This window comes from Streptomyces niger (genome assembly GCF_000718305.1).
Lineage (GTDB): Bacteria > Actinomycetota > Actinomycetes > Streptomycetales > Streptomycetaceae > Streptomyces > Streptomyces niger.
Genome location: NZ_JOFQ01000008.1, coordinates 509,091 through 526,707 on the forward strand (window position 1 = coordinate 509,091; position 17,617 = coordinate 526,707).

General features: G+C 72.1%; 17 protein-coding genes and 1 tRNA gene. 10 read left to right on the forward strand and 8 right to left on the reverse strand.

Translation table 11 applies throughout. The annotated features are described in order from the left end of the window. Positions 1-17: 17 nt before the first annotated feature. Genes IF20_RS18715 through IF20_RS18730 form a run of 4 tightly spaced genes read right to left on the reverse strand, consistent with a single transcriptional unit; the run spans position 18 to position 3,046 of the window. Entirely contained in the window at positions 18-647 is a 630-nt protein-coding gene (locus IF20_RS18715; protein WP_052866320.1) for a GTP-binding protein, read from the reverse strand. Continuing rightward, positions 628-981, reverse strand: a complete 354-nt coding sequence (locus tag IF20_RS18720; RefSeq protein ID WP_052866321.1) for a DUF742 domain-containing protein — start codon at positions 979-981, stop codon at positions 628-630. The genes IF20_RS18715 and IF20_RS18720 overlap by 20 nt, the downstream gene beginning before the upstream one ends. Beyond that, a complete protein-coding gene (locus IF20_RS18725) occupies positions 978-1,391 on the reverse strand; it encodes a roadblock/LC7 domain-containing protein (protein ID WP_052866322.1) in 414 nt (137 codons plus the stop codon). Before IF20_RS18725 ends, IF20_RS18720 begins: the two co-directional genes overlap by 4 nt. Beyond that, the gene (locus IF20_RS18730; protein WP_052866323.1) at positions 1,388-3,046 is read right to left on the reverse strand and encodes a sensor histidine kinase; all 1,659 of its coding nucleotides are present in this window, start codon (positions 3,044-3,046) and stop codon (positions 1,388-1,390) included. Before IF20_RS18730 ends, IF20_RS18725 begins: the two co-directional genes overlap by 4 nt. Positions 3,047-3,292: 246 nt before the next feature. On the opposite strand from IF20_RS18730, the gene IF20_RS18735 reads away from it, so the two are divergent. Next, positions 3,293-4,561, forward strand: coding sequence for a GTP-binding protein (locus IF20_RS18735; protein WP_052866324.1), 1,269 nt, complete (start codon positions 3,293-3,295; stop codon positions 4,559-4,561). 188 nt (positions 4,562-4,749) lie between these two features. Here IF20_RS18735 and IF20_RS18740 read toward each other — a convergent pair whose 3' ends face one another. Further along, positions 4,750-7,173 (reverse strand): phosphoketolase family protein, encoded by a 2,424-nt coding sequence (locus IF20_RS18740; RefSeq protein WP_052866325.1) that lies wholly within the window; start codon positions 7,171-7,173, stop codon positions 4,750-4,752. Between the two features lie 218 nt (positions 7,174-7,391). Here IF20_RS18740 and IF20_RS18745 point away from each other — a divergent pair, with 218 nt between their 5' ends. The 5 genes from IF20_RS18745 (at position 7,392) to IF20_RS18765 (ending at position 11,195) form a co-directional block, all read left to right on the forward strand. Then, positions 7,392-7,805, forward strand: a complete 414-nt coding sequence (locus IF20_RS18745; RefSeq protein WP_052866326.1) for a hypothetical protein — start codon at positions 7,392-7,394, stop codon at positions 7,803-7,805. A 123-nt stretch (positions 7,806-7,928) separates the two neighbouring features. Continuing rightward, positions 7,929-8,339 (forward strand): DoxX family protein, encoded by a 411-nt coding sequence (locus IF20_RS18750; protein ID WP_052866327.1) that lies wholly within the window; start codon positions 7,929-7,931, stop codon positions 8,337-8,339. A 165-nt stretch (positions 8,340-8,504) separates the two neighbouring features. Next, on the forward strand, positions 8,505-9,884 hold the full coding sequence (locus IF20_RS18755) for an alpha/beta hydrolase family protein (protein WP_199896646.1): 1,380 nt from the start codon (positions 8,505-8,507) through the stop codon (positions 9,882-9,884). Between the two features lie 121 nt (positions 9,885-10,005). Continuing rightward, entirely contained in the window at positions 10,006-10,446 is a 441-nt protein-coding gene (locus IF20_RS18760; protein WP_052866329.1) for a hypothetical protein, read from the forward strand. Continuing rightward, complete coding sequence (locus IF20_RS18765) at positions 10,443-11,195, forward strand: hypothetical protein (RefSeq protein ID WP_199896647.1); 753 nt, start codon at positions 10,443-10,445, stop codon at positions 11,193-11,195. The genes IF20_RS18760 and IF20_RS18765 overlap by 4 nt, the downstream gene beginning before the upstream one ends. A 55-nt stretch (positions 11,196-11,250) precedes the next feature. On the opposite strand, the gene IF20_RS18770 is transcribed toward IF20_RS18765, so the two are convergent. Continuing rightward, positions 11,251-11,324 (reverse strand) — tRNA-Gly (locus IF20_RS18770). Positions 11,325-11,571: 247 nt separating this feature from the next. Between IF20_RS18770 and IF20_RS39240 the strand changes: the two genes are divergently transcribed. The 4 genes from IF20_RS39240 (at position 11,572) to IF20_RS18785 (ending at position 14,740) form a co-directional block, all read left to right on the forward strand. Further along, positions 11,572-11,730, forward strand: coding sequence for a hypothetical protein (locus IF20_RS39240; protein WP_169746141.1), 159 nt, complete (start codon positions 11,572-11,574; stop codon positions 11,728-11,730). Between the two features lie 165 nt (positions 11,731-11,895). Then, on the forward strand, positions 11,896-12,471 hold the full coding sequence (gene dcd, locus IF20_RS18775; RefSeq protein ID WP_052866331.1) for a dCTP deaminase: 576 nt from the start codon (positions 11,896-11,898) through the stop codon (positions 12,469-12,471). A 107-nt stretch (positions 12,472-12,578) separates the two neighbouring features. Continuing rightward, entirely contained in the window at positions 12,579-13,076 is a 498-nt protein-coding gene (locus tag IF20_RS18780) for a phosphoribosyltransferase (RefSeq protein WP_052866332.1), read from the forward strand. 125 nt (positions 13,077-13,201) lie between these two features. After that, on the forward strand, positions 13,202-14,740 hold the full coding sequence (locus IF20_RS18785; RefSeq protein ID WP_052866333.1) for a ricin-type beta-trefoil lectin domain protein: 1,539 nt from the start codon (positions 13,202-13,204) through the stop codon (positions 14,738-14,740). Between the two features lie 176 nt (positions 14,741-14,916). Here the strand turns inward: IF20_RS18785 and IF20_RS18790 are convergent, their stop codons facing one another. Then, positions 14,917-15,876, reverse strand: coding sequence for a Yip1 family protein (locus IF20_RS18790; protein WP_052866334.1), 960 nt, complete (start codon positions 15,874-15,876; stop codon positions 14,917-14,919). Between the two features lie 134 nt (positions 15,877-16,010). Continuing rightward, the gene (locus tag IF20_RS18795) at positions 16,011-17,474 is read right to left on the reverse strand and encodes an FG-GAP-like repeat-containing protein (protein ID WP_052866335.1); all 1,464 of its coding nucleotides are present in this window, start codon (positions 17,472-17,474) and stop codon (positions 16,011-16,013) included. Positions 17,475-17,617: the final 143 nt, after the last annotated feature.

Here is a 17,617-nt window from a genome sequence, read left to right on the forward strand (position 1 = left end):
ACCCTCCTGAACTCGGGTCATGCGGTGGCGTCCTGGGCGGTGAGCGCGTACAGGTGGCGGACGAGCGAGATCAGCACCTGCTTGCTGGACTCCCGGTCGCGGGCGTCGCAGGCGACCAGCGGTACGCCGGGGGAGAGGTCCAGCGCGTCCCGTATCTGCTCCAGGGTGTGCCGCTCGCCGCCGAAGTCGTTGTGGGCGACCACGAACGGCATCCCGTGGGCCTCCAGCCGGTCGATCGCGTACCAGGAGTCGTGCAGCCGCCGGGTGTCGACCAGCACCACGGCGCCCAGCGTGCCGGCGAAGAGCCGGTCCCACAGGAACCAGAAGCGTTCCTGGCCGGGGGCGCCGAAGAGGTACAGGACGGTGCGCTCGTTGATCGTGATGCGGCCGAAGTCGAAGGCGACGGTGGTCGTCGACTTGCCCTCGACGCCGGCCGGATCGTCCACGCCCACGCCCGCCTGGGTCATCGTCTCCTCGGTGTTGAGGGGACGGATCTCGCTGACCGAGCGGACCATGGTGGTCTTGCCGACGCCGAAGCCGCCGACGATGACGATCTTCAGTCCGTTGTCGGCGGACTGGTGCAGCGGGGCCCGTACGTTCTCGTCCACAGCGGCTTCGGCCGCGTCGTCACAGGCGGTGGAGTGCATCGAGCACCTCCTTCAGCAGGTCGGGTTCGGGCAGCTCGGCCCGGGCGGGCGTGCGCGGATGGCGGGCGGTGATCCGGCCCGTGTCGAGCAGGTCGGTCAGCAGGATCCGGACGACGCTCACCGGCAGCCGCAGCGCCGCCGACAGCTCGACGACCGCCGTCGGGCGCCGGGCCAGCTCCAGGATGCGGACGTGCTCGGACTGCATCCCGGGCGCGGGCTCGCACTCCGCAACGATCAGCGTGACCAGGTCGAAGGCGCCCCCGGTGGCCCGGCTGCGGCCGCCGGTGACGGTGTAGAGCCGGTCCGGGTCGTCGTCCGGGCCGAGCGGGCTCATGCCGGCCGGCCCCCGTCCTCACGGGGCGCGGCGCTGAGGTACTCGCCGATCTGCTCGACCAGCTCGTTCATGTTGAAGCCGATCACGCCGACGTCGGCGTCCTCGACGGCGACCACGGCCAGATGCGCGCCGTGCCCCGCCTCGACGATGAACAGGATGCCGCCGTGGAACTCGGTCATGGCCTGCCGCACCCCGCCGCTGCCGTCGCCGAACTCCACGGACGCACCGTGCGACAGCGACTGGATGCCGGAGGCGATGGCGGCCAGCTGGTCGGCCTGGTCGATGCTGAGGTCCTTGGAGTGGCACAGCTTCAGGCCGTCGCGGGACAGCACCAGCGCGTGCCGGGTGCCCGGCGTCTTCTGCAGGAGGTTCTCCAGCATCCAGTCCAGGCGGTTGTCGGTGGTGTTCATCGGGGATCGTCCTTCGGGGCTTCTTCGGGGGTGGTGGGCCGGGCGGGCGGGGCCTCGCCCTGCACGGCCCGGCGGAAGGAGCGCAGGCGCGCCGCCGACTCCTCGTGGGAGCGGCTGCGGGTGCGCCCGGTGGCCGGCGGGTTCTGCGGGATGGGCGCGCCGGCCAGGGTCTGGCCGCGCCGCCGCTTGGGCAGCCCGCTCGGTCCGTACTCCGTCGCGGGCGCCGGGCCGGCTCCGCGCGGTGCGGGCACGTCCGGCGCGTCCCGGTGGGGCGTGCTCCGGTCGTGCGGGTCGTCCGGGCCCCGCGACGCGCCCCCGTCGCGTGCGGTGCCCGCGTCCCGGTCGGGGACGGTGGGGCGAGGGTCGGTGGCCTCCCGTACGGCGGGTGCGGCGGTGGTGCCCCGTACGTCGCGGGAGCCGGCAGCGGCGCCGCGCTCGCGGGCGGCGGGCAGCTCGGGCACGTCGCGCTCGTGCACCTCGCGGTCCTGCAGGTCGTGGGCGGCGCGCAGGCTCGTGGCGGGCGCCTCGTGGCCCCCGGTCCGGCCGGTGCCGCCCGGCCGGCGCGCCGGCTGCTGGGAGATGAGCTGCTGCGGGATCAGCACGACGACGCCGGTGCCGCCGCGGGCCGAGGGCCGGAAGGAGACGGTCAGGCCGTGCTTGCCGGCCAGGCAGCCGACGACGGCGAGGCCGAGCCGGGTGCCGGACAGCGACATCAGGTCCAGCTCCTTCGCGGAGACCGCCGCCTCGGCGCGGCGCAGCGCCGTCTCGGTCATGACCAGGCCGCTGTCCTCGACGCTGATCACGACGCCGGCCTGCGTCTCCTCGACGTACACGTGGACCGTCGAGGTGGGCGGCGAGAAGGAGGTGGCGTTGTCCATGATCTCGGCGAGCGCGTGCATCACGCCCTCGGCCGCGTGCCCGGCGACCGCGGCGGTGCTGCTGCTGTGCAGCCGGATGCGGCGGTAGGCGCTGATCCGGCCCATCGCGCCGCGCAGGATGCTCTCCATGGTGATCGGCTTGTTCCAGCGGCGGCCGGAGCGGGCGCCGGTCAGTACGGCGATGCTGTCCGCCAGCCGGCCCGCCTGCGCGGTGCTGTGATCCAGCTTCAGCAGGTCGCCCAGGACCTCCTCGCCGTGCCGGTGCTCCATCTCGCGCAGGTCGGCGAGCATGCTGGTGGCCAGGGCCTGGACCCGGCCGGCGGCGCTGGCGCAGGCGGACATCGCGGCGGCCCGCATCCGCTCGCCCCGGCCGACCTCGGTGGCCAGCGTCTCCACGATGCGGCGGTGCGCGGCGGTCTCCGGCATCGGGGTGTGGCCGAGCGCGGTGTCGACCGAGGCGCCGTCGCGCAGCCGGGTCACCAGCGCGGGCAGCGTCTCGTCCGCGAGCCGGCCGGCCGCGGCCTCCACGTCGGCGAGCCGGGCGCGGTGCCGGGCGGCGGTGCGGAACGCGTACACCGTGGCCGCCAGCAGCACGCTCACCACCACCGCCGCCGTGCCGCAACACCACGCCAGCCAGGTCCGCGACGCCGCCGGGCCGGCGAGCACCGGCCACAGCGCCAGGCCGCCGGTCACCACGAGGGCGGCGAGGAGCGCGTAGAGCGCCGCCTTCAGGGGCGAGCGCGCCGGCTGCGGACGGGTGGGTGTCAAAGCTGACATCAAACGGGTCCTCGGGCGGTCGCGGGGTCGCAAACAGCCCTGCGGGCGCAGGACAAGCGAAGATCGACTGCACCCTATCCGCTTCCTACCGGCGAGCAACTTCCGCGTACGGGCGAACTTTTGAAAGCGTGTCCGGGCTCGGAGCGCCGGTGTTCCCGTACGCGTCCTTCCACCGGATCTGCGGAGTTCTTCGGCGCACTCACCGGGCCCTTGTTGAACATGATTATCAACTGCTACGGTCTCGGTATGCACCACACGCCGACCGAAGGCCGGCTGCCGGTCACCGTCCTCTCCGGTTTCCTCGGCGCCGGCAAGACCACCCTGCTGAACCACGTGCTCGCCAACCGCGAAGGTCTGCGGGTCGCGGTCGTCGTCAACGACATGAGCGAGATCAACATCGACGCCTCGCTCGTCCGGGACGGCGCCGCGCTCTCCCGCACCGAGGAGCGCCTGGTGGAGCTGACCAACGGCTGCATCTGCTGCACGCTCCGCGACGACCTGCTCGAAGAGGTCGAACGACTGGCCCGCGCCGGCCGCTTCGACCACCTCCTCATCGAGTCCAGCGGCATCTCGGAGCCGATGCCGGTCGCCGCCACCTTCGCCTTCACGCGGGACGACGGCGCCTCGCTCACCGACCTCGCCCGCCTGGACACCATGGTCACCGTCGTGGACGCGGTGAACTTCACCGCCGAACTGGGCCGCGGCGACGACCTCGTGGCGCGCGGCATCGCGCCCGTGGCCGACGACGAGCGGACCGTCAGCGATCTGCTCGTCGACCAGGTCGAGTTCGCCGACGTGCTCCTGCTGAACAAGACCGACCTGGTGTCCGAGGGCGAGGCCGACCGGCTGGCGGCCACGCTGCGGCGGCTCAACCCGGCGGCGCGCGTCCTGCGGACCGTGCGCGGCGAGGTCCCCGTCGCCGAGGTCCTCGACACCGGCCTCTTCGACCTGGCCAGGGCCGAGCAGGCGCCGGGCTGGGTGGCCGAGCTCAACGGCGACCACGTGCCGGAGACGGAGGAGTACGGCATCTCGTCCGTGGTCCTGCGCGACCCGCGGCCCTTCCACCCCGGGCGGCTCTGGGACCTGATCACCGGGCCGCTCGACGCCGGCGCGTACGGCACCGTCCTGCGCTCCAAGGGCTTCTTCACGCTCGCCACCCGGCCCGACGTCACCGGCCTGTGGTCCCAGGCAGGCGCGGTCGCCCGCTTCGAACCCTCGGGCGTACACGACCACGACCACGAGCACGGGTACGAGCACGACCGTGATCACGGCACTGACGACAGCCGCGGCCATGAGCACGGCCATGAGCACGGTCATGACGACACCGCCGAGGACCGGCCGGCCGTGCAAGGCCAGGAGCTGGTCTTCATCGGCACCGGGCTGCGGGCCGACGCGCTGCGCGAGGCGCTGGCCGACGCCCTGCTCACCGCCGGCGAGCTGGCCGACGGGCCGGTGGCCTGGGCGGCGTACGACGACCCCTTCCCCGCCTGGGACCTCGTGCCCCAGGCGAGCTAGACCCGGGAATGCCCGGCGGGCCCGGCAGCCCTCGTCGGGCATTCCCGTAGGCCGGGCGGTGGCGGGCGCCGGCGGACTGCGGTCCGGCGCCCGCCCCGCCCGACGCCCGACCGGCCCCTGTCCTGCCGGTCATGCGGCCGACACCGGCGGCTACGCGACGAAGCCGCCGGTGTCGGCGGCTCCGACGGTCACTCGTACGGCCACTTCCAGTCCGCGACCTCCGGCATGTCGGTGCCCCGCTGCCGGATGTAGTCGTGGTGCCGCTGGCGCGCGTCCTGCATCTCCTGGCGCAGCGCCGTGGCCCGTACGGCGAGCCCCGGCACCCGGTCGATGACGTCCATGACCAGCCGGAACCGGTCCAGGTCGTTCATCACCACCATGTCGAACGGGGTGGTCGTGGTGCCCTGCTCCTTGTAGCCGCGGACGTGCAGGTGGGCGTGGCCGGTACGCCGGTACGCCAGCCGGTGGATCAGCCACGGATAGCCGTGGTACGCGAAGATCACCGGCCGGTCGGCGGTGAACAGCGCGTCGTACTCGGCGTCCGTCATGCCGTGCGGGTGCTCCCCGCTGGGCAGCAGCCGCGCGATGTCGACGACGTTGACGACGCGTACGGCGAGGTCCGGCAGGTGCTCGCGGAGCAGCGCGGCCGCTGCCAGCACCTCCTGGGTCGGCACGTCCCCCGCGCAGGCCAGCACCACGTCCGGGGAGGCGCTGCCGCGCTCGGTGCCCGCCCAGTCCCACACGCCCGCGCCCCGCGCGCAGTGCGCGATCGCCTGGTCCATGTCCAGCCAGTCGAAGGTGGGCTGCTTGCCCGCCACGATGACGTTGACGTAGTCCCGGCTGCGCAGCGCGTGGTCGGTGACGGAGAGCAGGGTGTTGGTGTCCGGCGGCAGGTAGACGCGGACGGCCGGCGGGTACTTGTTCAGTACGTGGTCGACGAAGCCCGGGTCCTGGTGCGAGAAGCCGTTGTGGTCCTGGCGCCAGACGTGCGAACTGAGCAGGTAGTTGAGCGACGGGATGGGGCGGCGCCAGTTCAGGTCGCCGGTGACCTTCAGCCACTTGATGTGCTGGTTCACCATCGAGTCGACGATGTGCACGAAGGCCTCGTAGCAGGAGAAGAGGCCGTGCCGGCCGGTGAGCAGGTAGCCCTCCAGCCAGCCCTGGCAGGTGTGTTCGGAGAGGATCTCCAGCACCCGGCCGTGCCGGTCCAGGTCCTCGTCGGTGTCCAGGAGCTCGTCCTGCCAGTTCTTGCCGGAGGCCTCGTACACCGCCTGCAGCCGGTTCGAGGCCGTCTCGTCCGGGCCCACCAGGCGGAAGTTGCGGCTCTCCGCGGTGTCGGCCATGATCCGCTCCAGCAGCTTGCCGAGCACCTTGGTCGGCTCGCGCAACTCGGTACCGGGGCGCTCGACCGGTACCGCGTACTCGGTCAGCGGCGGCAGCGGCAGCGACCGGGTCAACTGCCCGCCGTTGGCGTGCGGATTGGCGCCCAGCCGGCGCGGGCCCTTCGGCACCCAGCGCAGCACCTGCTCGCGCGGTGCGCCCCGCTCGTCGAAGAGCTCCTCAGGACGGTAGGAACGCAGCCAGCGGTCCAGCTGGCGCAGGTGCTCGGGATTCTCGCGGGTGGCGGCCAGCGGGACCTGGTGGGCGCGCCAGGTGCCCTCGACGGGCTTGCCGTCGACCTCGCGCGGCCCCGTCCAGCCCTTCGGCGTGCGGAGCACGATCATCGGCCAGGGCTGCCGCGCGGGCGGCGCGGTGGCGGAGCCGTCGCGGGCGGCGCGCTGGATGGCGGCGATGCGGTCCAGCGACCGGTCCATGGCGTCGGCGAGGGCGCGGTGCACGGCCTCCGGGTCGTCGCCGGTGACGTACACCGGGTCGTGTCCGTACCCGCGCAGCAGCGCGTCCAGCTCCTCCTCGGGCAGCCGGGCGAGCACCGTCGGGTTGGCGATCTTGTAGCCGTTCAGGTGCAGGATCGGCAGCACGGCGCCGTCGTGCGCCGGGTCCACGAACTTGTTCGAGTGCCACGACGTGGCCAGCGGCCCGGTCTCCGCCTCGCCGTCGCCGACCACACAGGCCACGACCAGGTCGGGGTTGTCGAAGGCGGCGCCGTACGCGTGCGCCAGCGAGTACCCCAGCTCGCCGCCCTCGTGGATCGAGCCCGGCGTCTCAGGGGCGACGTGGCTCGGTACCCCGCCCGGGAACGAGAACTGCTTGAACAGCCGCGCCATGCCCGGTTCGTCCTGCGCGACGTCCGGATAGATCTCCGAGTAGCTGCCCTCCAGCCAGGACCCGGCGACCACCGCGGGACCGCCGTGCCCCGGGCCCCAGATGCACATCGCGTCCAGGTCGCGCTCGACGATCACCCGGTTGAGGTGGGTGTAGACGAGGTTGAGCCCGGGCGAGGTGCCCCAGTGACCCAGCAGTCGGGGCTTGATGTGCTCGGGTGTCAGCGGCTCGCGCAGAAGAGGGTTGTCCAGCAGATAGATCTGGCCCGCTGCGAGGTAGTTCGCCGCCCGCCAGTGGGCGTCCAGCGCCCGCACGTCCTCGTCGGACAGCGTGCCGGCGGCGCGCTCACCGCTGTCCGCCGCCGTCCCGGTCCTCGGTGCATCCCGCATGTATCAACCCTTCTCCGGCTTACCCGTCGAACCGACCCTTTCCATGCTGGGAGCCGGGGCGCCACCCGGCAACGCAGGATCGGCCGGCGTACGCGGTACCCGTGACCGGAAGAGGAATGCCGGCGGACCGCCAGGGGATCTCCACGGGAGGAGGGCCCGTCACGTACCGTGCGGGCAGGAGGCGGCGGACGGCCGCCGCGCGCGAAGGGGGAACGCGGATGGATCCGGAGATCGCGGCGCTGGCGGGCACCGCCGGCACGACGCTCGTCACCCTGATGGCCACCGAAGCCTGGCAGGGCGTACGCGACGGGGTCGTCGGACTGTGGCGGCGGGCCCGCCCGGACCGCGCCGACGCCGTCGCGGCCGAGCTGGAGGCCACCCGCGAGGACCTGCTCGCGGCCCGCGACGCGGCCGACGAGGAGACCGAGGAGGAGCTGAGCCGGGACTGGCAGGGCCGCATCCGCCGGCTCCTCGCCGCCCGCTCGGACGTCGCCGACGACCTCCGGGCCCTGCTCGACGAGGTCTCCCCCGACACGCCACCGGCGGCTCCGGTGATCACCCAGCGCGCGACGGCCTCCGGCTCCGGCCGGGTCTACCAAGCGGGCCGGGACCAGCACATCCACGAACGGTGACGCGCGCGGTGACGCCGGTCACGGCGGGCCCGGAGTCTCTTACGGGCCAACTTACTCCGGAGTAATGTCGCGCTTCCCGGGCCACTCGTGGCGGCCCGCCCCTCGGCCCGTACTGGAGGCGCCATGTCCCGCACCGCCGACCGCACCGCTGACCGCACCGCCGATCGCACCGCACGTTCGCCCAAACTGCTCGCGGGCCTGCTGGCCGGTGCGGGGGTGCTGCACTTCGCCGTGCCGAAGCCGTTCGACACGACCGTGCCGCGCGCCCTGCCCGGCTCGGCGCGCGGCTGGACGTACGCGAGCGGCGTGGCCGAGCTGGCCCTCGCGGCCGGCGTGGCGCACCCGCGGACACGGAGGGTGGCGGCGCTGGCCACGGCCGCCTTCTTCGTCGGTGTCTTCCCCGCGAACGTCCAGATGGCCGTCGACTGGCGCCACCGCCCCGCCCCCCTGAAGACCGCAGCCCTCGCCCGCCTCCCCCTGCAGGCCCCGCTCATCCTCTGGGCCCGCGACGTCGCCCGCCGCGCGGGACGCTGAGCGCGGCGCCGAGCGGGGTGCTGAGCGGGGCGCTGAGCGAGGGGTGCCGAGCGGGGCCGGTCCGGCGGTGCGCATCCCTCCCCCTCCCGTCGGGGGTAAACCCCCGCTCGACTCAGGGGGCTTGCCCCGATGTGGCGTACGGGTCAGGAGCGAAAAAGTAAGGGCATGACATCGACTCGCTCCCGCGGCCGACGCTTCGCCGCGTCCGCGGTGCTCGCCACCGCATGCGCCGCGGGCTCGCTCGCACCATCCGTACCCGCCACCGCCACCGACACCGCGACTGTTCCGACCGTCACCCTTCGTACTGCTCGTACTGCCACCGCTGTCGCTCCCACCGACAGCTCCGGCGCCCGTCCGTCCGCGTCCGGTCCCGCCACAGATCACCGGCCGGGCGCCCGCGGCGCCCATGGCACTCGCGGCACCCACGGCACCCGCGGCACTCGCGGCACTCGCGGCACTCGCGGCACCGTCGTCTCCGTCACCGAAGTGGCCCGCCTGACGGCGCGGGAGGTCGCCGCCCGACTGGAGAAGGCGGGCATCGACGCGGCACAGGTGCGGTACGGCGTACGGGCGCACCGCGTCGTCTACCGGACCCTCGACGCTCAAGGCGCGCCCACCACCGCCAGCGCCCTGGTGGCCGTGCCCGACACCGGCCGCCGCCACCTCCGGCCGGTGTCCTGGCTGCACGGCACCACCGTGTACCGCGGCGACGTGGCCTCGGTGAACGACAACTCCACCGACCGGGCCGCGGCGCTGCTGTTCGCCGCGACGGGCAAGGCCGTATCCGCACCGGACTACCTCGGACTGGGCGAGGGCCCGGGTACGCACCCGTACGGCGACCCGCGGGCCACCGTCAACGCCGCGATCGACGCACTCCGGGCGACACGCGCCGTCGTGCGCGAGGACGGCCGCACCGTGTCCCGGCGCGTACAGGTCAGCGGCTTCTCCCAGGGCGGCCCCGCCACGATGATGGTCGGCCGGGCCCTCCAGCAGCGCGTCGACCCGTTCTTCCGGTTGGGCGCGCTCGCCCCGATCTCCGGCCCCTTCGACCTCAGTGCCTTCGAAGCCGCCGCCGCGAACGACGACATCGTCCGGTCCTCGCTCTACCTCGCCTACTTCACCGTCGCCTGGAACCGGCTGTACGGCCTGTACGACACACCGCCCGAGGCGTTCCGCGCCCCCTACGACACGACCGTGGAGACCCTCTTCGACGGCGACCACACTTCCTCGGAAATAGCCGCCGCCCTCCCACCAACCTCGAAGGACCTCTTCACCGAAGCGTTCCTGGCGAAGGTCCGCCACCCCACGGGCGAACTGCGCCGCCGCCTGAACGCCCTGGACACCACCTGCGACTGGCGCCCGGACGTCACCGTGCACCTGTACCACGCGACGGGTGACAAGGACGTCGCCTACGCCAACGCCCAGCACTGCCGAGCTCAGTTGGCCGCCCACGGCGCACCGAGCCACCTCACCGACCTCGGCGAAGCCGACCACAACACCAGCGTCCGCAGAGCCCTCCCCCAGGTAGCCCGCCAGTTCCGCTGAAAACCTTCAACTCCCCTGCCGGTGCCCAACTCCCCTGACTGCATTTCGATTTCTCAGGTGACCGGTGTGCCGTACGCGGCTACGGTGAACTCGGCATCGGATCGCCGGGGGAGAGGGACGCATGCTCACGGAGACGTTCATGGCGGTGGCGGCAGCGGGCGGTACGGCGCTGGCCCAGGCCGCTGGGACCGACGCATGGGGCACCCTGCGCGCGGGGGTGGCTCGGCTGTGCGGCCGCGGGGACCCGCAGCGCGAGCGCGCGGAACTGGAGCGGCTCGACCGGACGGCCACGGCTGTCGAGTCGGCCGGCCAGGGTGAGGAAGACGGTGTCCGGATCGCCGAAGGCGTCTCCTGGCGGACCCGTTTCGAGTTGCTGCTCGAATCGCTGCCCGAGGAGGAGCGGGCCGTCGTAGCCGCCGAGCTGCAGGCCCTGCTGGACGAACGGGCCGGTCGCGGGCGGCAGGAAGACGGCGCGGTGTCCGGCAACACCTTCCACGGTCCCACCGCGTTCCAGGTCGGGGACGGCAATCACCAGGTCAACCACTTCACGTCGGAGGCGTGACGGTGGCCAAGGACTCCGGCGGCGGGCTGTCCGGCAACTCTTTCCACGGCTCCACCGCGGCGCAGCACGGCGAACACAGCGTCCAGATCAACCATTACGGCCCACCGCCCGGAAACCCCCGGAACCGGCTACGGATCACCCTCGCGGCACTCGCCGTCCTGGTACTGCTCGGCGGGGCGCTGACGCTGGCCCTGTGGAAGTACCGCGACGGCACCGCCGATCCCGACCCCGAGGGACGGTCAACACACACCCCGTCCGGCGCCGCCCCCGCCCCCGGCGCGACGCGGGAATCCGGAACTCCCTCCCCCGACGCTTCGGGTGCCACGGGCGCTTCGGACGCACCGGCTCCGGAGGCCTCGCTCACCTCCGACCCCGGCGGCATCCAGTGGACCGGCCCGGTCCGAATCGCCGAGGACGGGCCGTACCTCGACGAGAAACCGCCGAAGATCAAGGCCAGCACCTACGGCGAGGACGTCGACCTGGGCCTGGTCGACCCGCCGCGGCTCTCGGGCCGAACCGGCGAATCCAACTTGGCCCTCTGGCCCGGCACCGGTATGCCCACACGTCAGGAATGCGCGGACCTGATCGCCACTCAGGGCGTGCGGCAAGTGAAGGTGGCGAAGGGCACGGTGGTGTGCGTCGCCACACAGGAAGGCCGCACCGCCGTCCTGACGATCACCTCGACCAGCAACAACTTCACCGACGGCGTGATGGCCCAGGCCACCGTCTGGTCCACCGTCACCGACTGACGCCCCCACCCCCGACAACAACAAAGCCCCGGACCACTGGCCCGGGGCTTCACTCTGGAGCGGGTGACGGGAATCGAACCCGCGCTCTGAGCTTGGGAAGCTCATGTTCTACCATTAAACTACACCCGCGTGACCGCCTGATCTTGCAGGGCGGTGCATCGTCGCACACTGTACCTCATCCCTGGCCTCCGGTGCATTTGACCGTGAGGCTTTTGTCATGTGCGGGGGCGGCGCGGGGGTCGTACGCGGGGTGCGGGGTGCGGGAGTTGAGGCGTACGGTGGGGACTCTTCCCCGGTTCGGAGTGCCGCCTGGGAGTGCGCCCAGTTCATCCCCTAATGTGGCTTTTGTTGTCCATGCGTTTGGGAGAGGGACTTGATGGAGCGCACCGTCGTCCGTTGTGCCGAGGGGCACGTGTTCAGCACCGCTTCGTTCCCCATGCAGACCACCGACCGGCTCGGTCCCGGTCGGCTGCTGCGGTGCCCGCGCTGTGCGCGGCTGCGCCACGCGGTCCCTGTGCAGATGGAGAAGCGCTGACGAAGGCCGTGCGGGTCCGGTCCCCCTGGGAGGGGGCCGGGCCCGCACGGCTGTCCGGGGGCGGGCGGAGCGCGGTGGGCCGGGACGGGCCAGGACGGCAGGGGTGGCGAGGCGGGGCGGAAGCGGGATGCGGAGCCCCGGGTACCGGACGCGTATCCTCGTGGCGTGCTTCTCTCAGACAAGGACATCCGGGCCGAGATCGACGCGGGCCGGGTGCGTATCGATCCCTACGACGAGTCGATGGTCCAGCCGTCGAGTATTGATGTGCGCCTCGATCGGTACTTCCGAGTGTTCGAGAACCACCGGTACCCGCACATCGACCCCTCCGTCGAGCAGCCCGATCTGACGCGGGAGGTCGTGCCCGAGGAGGGCGAGTGCTTCATCCTGCATCCGGGCGAGTTCGTGCTGGCGTCGACGTACGAGGTCATCACGCTGCCCGACGACATCGCGTCCCGGCTGGAGGGCAAGAGCTCGCTGGGGCGGCTGGGGCTGCTGACGCATTCGACGGCCGGGTTCATCGACCCCGGTTTCAGCGGCCACGTGACGCTGGAGCTGAGCAACGTCGCGACGCTGCCGATGAAGCTGTGGCCGGGCATGAAGATCGGGCAGCTGTGCATGTTCCGGCTGACGTCGCCGGCCGAGTTCCCGTACGGGTCGGAGCGGTACGGCTCCCGCTACCAGGGGCAGCGCGGGCCGACGCCCTCGCGGTCGTACAAGAACTTCCACCGTACGCAGGTCTGAGGCGGGTCCGAGGACCGTACGGCGGCGGGGGAAAGCAGTGGCCCGGTGGCGCGCTCGCAGGGGAGTCGCGCCGCGGGGCGGGATCGCTAGAGGGCTGAGAGAGATACGTGACTGACGTGCGGGAAAATCTGACGTACGAGCGTTTCGGCACTGCCATTCGTGAGCTGGCGCAGACGATCGCCGATGATGGGTACGAGCCCGACGTGGTGCTGAGCATCGCGCGGGGCGGGGTCTTCGTGGCCGGTGGTCTTGCGTACGCGCTGGACTGCAAGAACATTCACCTGGTGAACGTGGAGTTCTACACCGGGGTCGGCGAGACGCTGGAGATGCCGGTCATGCTGGCGCCGGTGCCCAACGCGATCGACTTCAGCGACAAGAAGGTGCTGATCGCCGACGACGTCGCCGACACCGGGAAGACGCTGAAGCTCGTCCACGACTTCTGCAAGGACACCGTGGCGGAGGTCCGCAGCGCGGTGATCTACGAGAAGTCGCAGTCGCTGGTGAAGTGCGAGTACGTCTGGCAGCGCACGGACGACTGGATCAACTTCCCGTGGAGCGTCGAGCCGCCGGTCGTCCGGCGCGAGGGCCAGGTCCTCGACGCGTGAAGTCCGCCGGCCTGCGGGCCGGTTGAGCCTCAGGACGAAATCGGGCCAATCCTGTGCCGGGTGTTCCGCCGGGTTCTACCTACGAGTAGAAACCGGCGGTAACAGCAGACCGGAGGGGAGGCCCAATGGTGCGTGCGAGACGAGGGCGGCGGCTGGTGACCGCAGCCGCCGCCGTGATGGTGCTGACCGGTGGCACGGCCGTCGCCGGTACGGGGACGAGCGTGGCGGCGCAGCCGTCGTACGGGGCGCGGGCCGCGGCGGAGAGCAAGCCGCTGCCGCCCGAGCTGGAGAAGATCAGGGCCGAGGAGGCCACCCGGCTGTACGGGGATCCGGCCGAACGCCCGATGGAGCAGCGCAAGACCTCGCTGATCTCGCTGGGGGACAGTGAGATCTCGGGGGAGGGTGTCGGGACGTACGAGCCGGGGACCGACGGGCCGGACAACTGGTGCCACCGGTCGCCGGACGCGGCCATCCACCGCACCGGCATCGCCGCTGATGTGACGTACAACGTGTCCTGCTCGGGTGCGTACACCGGGAACATCGAGGCCGGCGGCGCGAAGCAGTACGCCGATGAGCTGGTGCAGAGCGACAGTCTGGCGATCAAGGCGCGGAACACCCGGCTGAAGATGGTCGTGCTGGTGGCCGGGGCCAACGACGACCTGCAGTTCGGGCCGGTGATGACCGACTGCGTCACGCGCTGGCTGACGCTGCAGGGGACCTGTGAGCCGAAGTACGCGCCGGGGTGGCAGGCGCGGGTGGACGGGCTGGTGCCCAAGGTCGAGCGGACGGTGGGTGACCTGCGGGCCGTGATGCGGGACGCCGGGTATGCGGACGGCGACTACAAGCTCGTGGTGATGGGGTATCCGAGCCCCATCGGACCGGATGTCGAGGACAACCCGAACTTCCCGGGGAAGCTGCCGGGCGGCTGCACGGGGTACACCTCCGACTCGGCGTGGGGACGGAACGCCGCCGTCCCGGCCTTCGAGAAGGGCATGCGCACGGCCGCCCGGGAGTCGGGCGCCGTGTACCTGGACAACTCGCGGCTCTTCCACGGGCACGAGGTGTGCATGGAGGACGCCTGGGCGCGGGGCCTGTACGTGGACCTCTCGCATCCGTTCCCGCCGGACGTCAACTCCGTACGCCAGTCCTTCCACCCCAACGCGCGCGGACATGCCGCCTTCGCCTCCTGCCTCACCCAGCTCTACGCCTCCGGTCTGCGCGAGGCGTCCTGCGCGGACCCGGCAAGCACGGGGAAGCCCGAGCTGTACGCGGGAGCCTGGGACGACGCGTACCGGCCGCTGAAGAACGACGCCACGGCGAGCTGCGTGGACGCGACCGGCGGCAGTTCGCGCAACGGCACGAAGGTCGCCGGCTGGGACTGCAACGGTCAGCGGAATCAGGGCTGGTGGTACGACAGCGGCCGGCGGTCGGTACACGTGGAGCTGACGCAGGACCGGTGTCTGGACGTGCCGGGGGCGAAGTACGAAGCCGGTGCCGGGCTGGTGCTGTGGAACTGCTCGGGCGCGGCCAACCAGCGGTTCGTGAAGGACGGACAGACCATTCGTCCGGAGGCGGCCCGCGACCTGTGCCTGACGCTGGCCTCGGCAAAGGACGCGGTGCGACTGCAGGAGTGTGAGGGTGCGGCTACGCAGCGTTTCACGTGAAACATGACGTAGGGCAACGCGTACGACGCGACGTATCTGCGCGCGTGAACCGGCGCGGGCCGAGCGGGAGTTCTGGCGGCCGAGCTGCGGTCCGTACGTGACAGGGCCCCGTTCCCTCGGGAACGGGGCCCTGCCTCAGGATGTGTCGCCGGCGCGAGTGGCGGTTGCCGCCGTTGCTACAGCGTGCCCAGCTTCACCAGGGCCAGCAGGGCGACCAGCTGGATCGCGGAGGCGCCCAGCGCCTTCGGCCAGGGCAGATCGTGCGATCGGCGGACCATCGTGGTGAAGAGATACGCGGCGGCGAGCCAGGTGAGCCAGCCGATGACCTGCACGAGCGTGCTGTCGCCGCCCAGGAACATCGCGAAGAGCAGACGCGGCGCGTCCGTGATCGACATGATCAGCATGGACAGGCCGATGGTCGGCTGCCAGGCGCCGTCGCCGCCGAGCTGCCGCGCGAGGGTGTGCGTCACCGCACCCAGGATCAGCCCGCCGACCACGAACATCACGCCGGTGATCAGCACCCACGGGATGCTCTGGGAGAGCGTGGCGTTGAGCACGTCCTCGCGGGCGGTGTCGAAGCCGAAGACCGCCAGCAGGCCGTAGACGAAGGTCACGATGAGGGCCGGGGCCCACACCGCGTAGTCGCGCATCTGCCAGAAGGTCTGGTCGGGCCGCATGACGATGCCGCTCAGCAGCTGCTTCCAATGCAGCCGCGGGCCGGCCGGCGGCGCGGCCGACTGGCCGGCCTGGTAGGTGCTGCCGCCGCTGTACGCGTCGTTGCCGTACTGGTCGCCGTACGCGTCCGGTGCCTCACCCAGGCTGAACTGCTGGGTGTGGCCCGGCGCGTCCGAGCGGGGGGCGCTGCCGTAGGGCGACTGCTGCGGGGCGTGCCCCGGGTCGCCGAAGTACTCGGGCTCGCCGTGCGGCCCGGTGCCCTGGCCGCCGCCGTGCGCGCCGTGCTGCTGCCACTGTCCCTGAGCGGGCGGCGGAGCCTGCTGACCGTACGGCGCCTGCTGCTGACCGTACGGCGTCGGCGCCCCGTACGGAGCCGGCTGACCGTAGGGAGCCTGCTGACCGTACGGGGCCTGGCCCTGCTGCCCCTGCTGCGCGGTGCCGGAGTTCCGCCCGCGACCCATCCTGAATCCAGCCACGGTTCGAACGTACCTGGTCCCGGCGGCCCGCAGGCGGGAGAGGGCGGACAGGACGGGCATTGCTGCCGACCTGTGACATCCCCTAGGGGGTTCCCGGCGGGGCCGCGGGGAGCGCGCGGTCAGCCCGCCATGATGGCACCGAACTGCGGCTTTCCGGTGGTCGGCACGCCGACCGCGCTCGGGGAGACGGAGCGGGCGCCCGCGGTACCGATGCGGGTGCCGTCGGACGGGAGGTGGACGACCGAGCCGTTGCCGTCGTTCTCGTAGCTCACCCCGGCCGTGAGGTCGGCCTTGCCGTCGCCGTTGACGTCGGAGAGGAAGACCTCGGTGCCGAACAGATCACCGTTCTCCGAGGCGCCGGGCACGCCCGCGGTGTCCTGGTGGAAGTACTGGACTCCTTGCGTGGTGTCGATACCGGAGGCGGAGCCGCGCAGCACGGTGACCGCGCCGGTGTCGGTGACGCCGTCGATGTCCTCGCCCGCCGCGCCGATCGCCAGGTCCTGTCTGCCGTCACCGTCGATGTCACCGAGCGAGACCTCATAGCCGAAGCTGTCGCCGCGCTCGGAGTTGCCCGGCACCGCGCCGGACTCCTGGGTGATGGAGTCGATGCGGCCGGTGGGTCCGCTCGCCGAGCCGTAGATGACGTTGACCTTGCCGCCCTTGGTGCTGCCGGGCACCATGTCGGCGTCCCAGTGCATGCCGGTGACCAGGTCGCCGTAGCCGTCGCCGTCCGTGTCACCGATGGCGGTGATGAAGCCGGCCGGCAGCTTGCGCGCGGCGGAGCCGGACAGGCCGGAGGCCGAGCCGGGCACGTAGTAGTTGGCGTTGTAGTAGTTCTCGCCGTCGTCCGCGGCGTTCTCGAAGCCGTCGACGACCAGGTCGGTGCGGCCGTCCGCGGTGACGTCGCCGGCGGTGAGCTGGAGGATGCCGGTGTCGGTGCCGCCGAGGATCGGCAGCGCGACCGCCGACTTGGCCGCGGAGACGCCTGCCGAGGTGAAGCCGCCCTTGAAGACGCGGAGCGTCGCGGAGCTGGTGCCGACGGCCAGGTCGGCCTTCTTGTCGCCGTCGAAGTCGCCCGCGGCCAGCGCGTTGCCGAAGCGGTCGTGCTTGGTCGGGGCCGGGTCGGGGACCGTGGCCGTGCGCGTGATGCCACCGGCCGCGCCCCACAGGATCTGTACGGTGCCGCCGTCGGTGTCGCCCGAGACGTCCTCGTACGGGGCGCTGACGGCGAGGTCCGCGTAACCGTCGGAGTTGAAGTCGCCCGCGGCCGTGGCCGAGCCGAACATGTCACCCGTCTCCGCGGCGCCCTGGACGCCCGCGGTGTCCTGGGTGAAGGTGGCGTGCCGGCCGGCGGAGACACCGGTGGCCGAGCCGTAGAGGATCGTGACCGCGCCGGCGTTCTTGTGGCCGGCGACGGTGGCGGCGGGGGCCGCGACGGCGAGGTCGCGGTAGCCGTCGCCGTTGAAGTCGCCCTGCAGGCCGCTCCCTGCGGCGGCCGCGGGGCCGGTGGAGAGGGTGAGCAGAGCGCCGGTCAGGGACGCCGCGGCTGCGGTGGCCAGGACCGTACGAAGGTGCTTGGGCACGCTGGTTCTCCTGCTGCATGCGGGACGCGGGGCGCGTCCCGTCCGTATGAGAGCCGCTCGCCGCCGTGCTTCACCGGGCATTCGCCCGGAGTTCGGCGGCAGTTGGCGATCACAAGACCCATGAGGGGGCAGGAGGGTTGCAC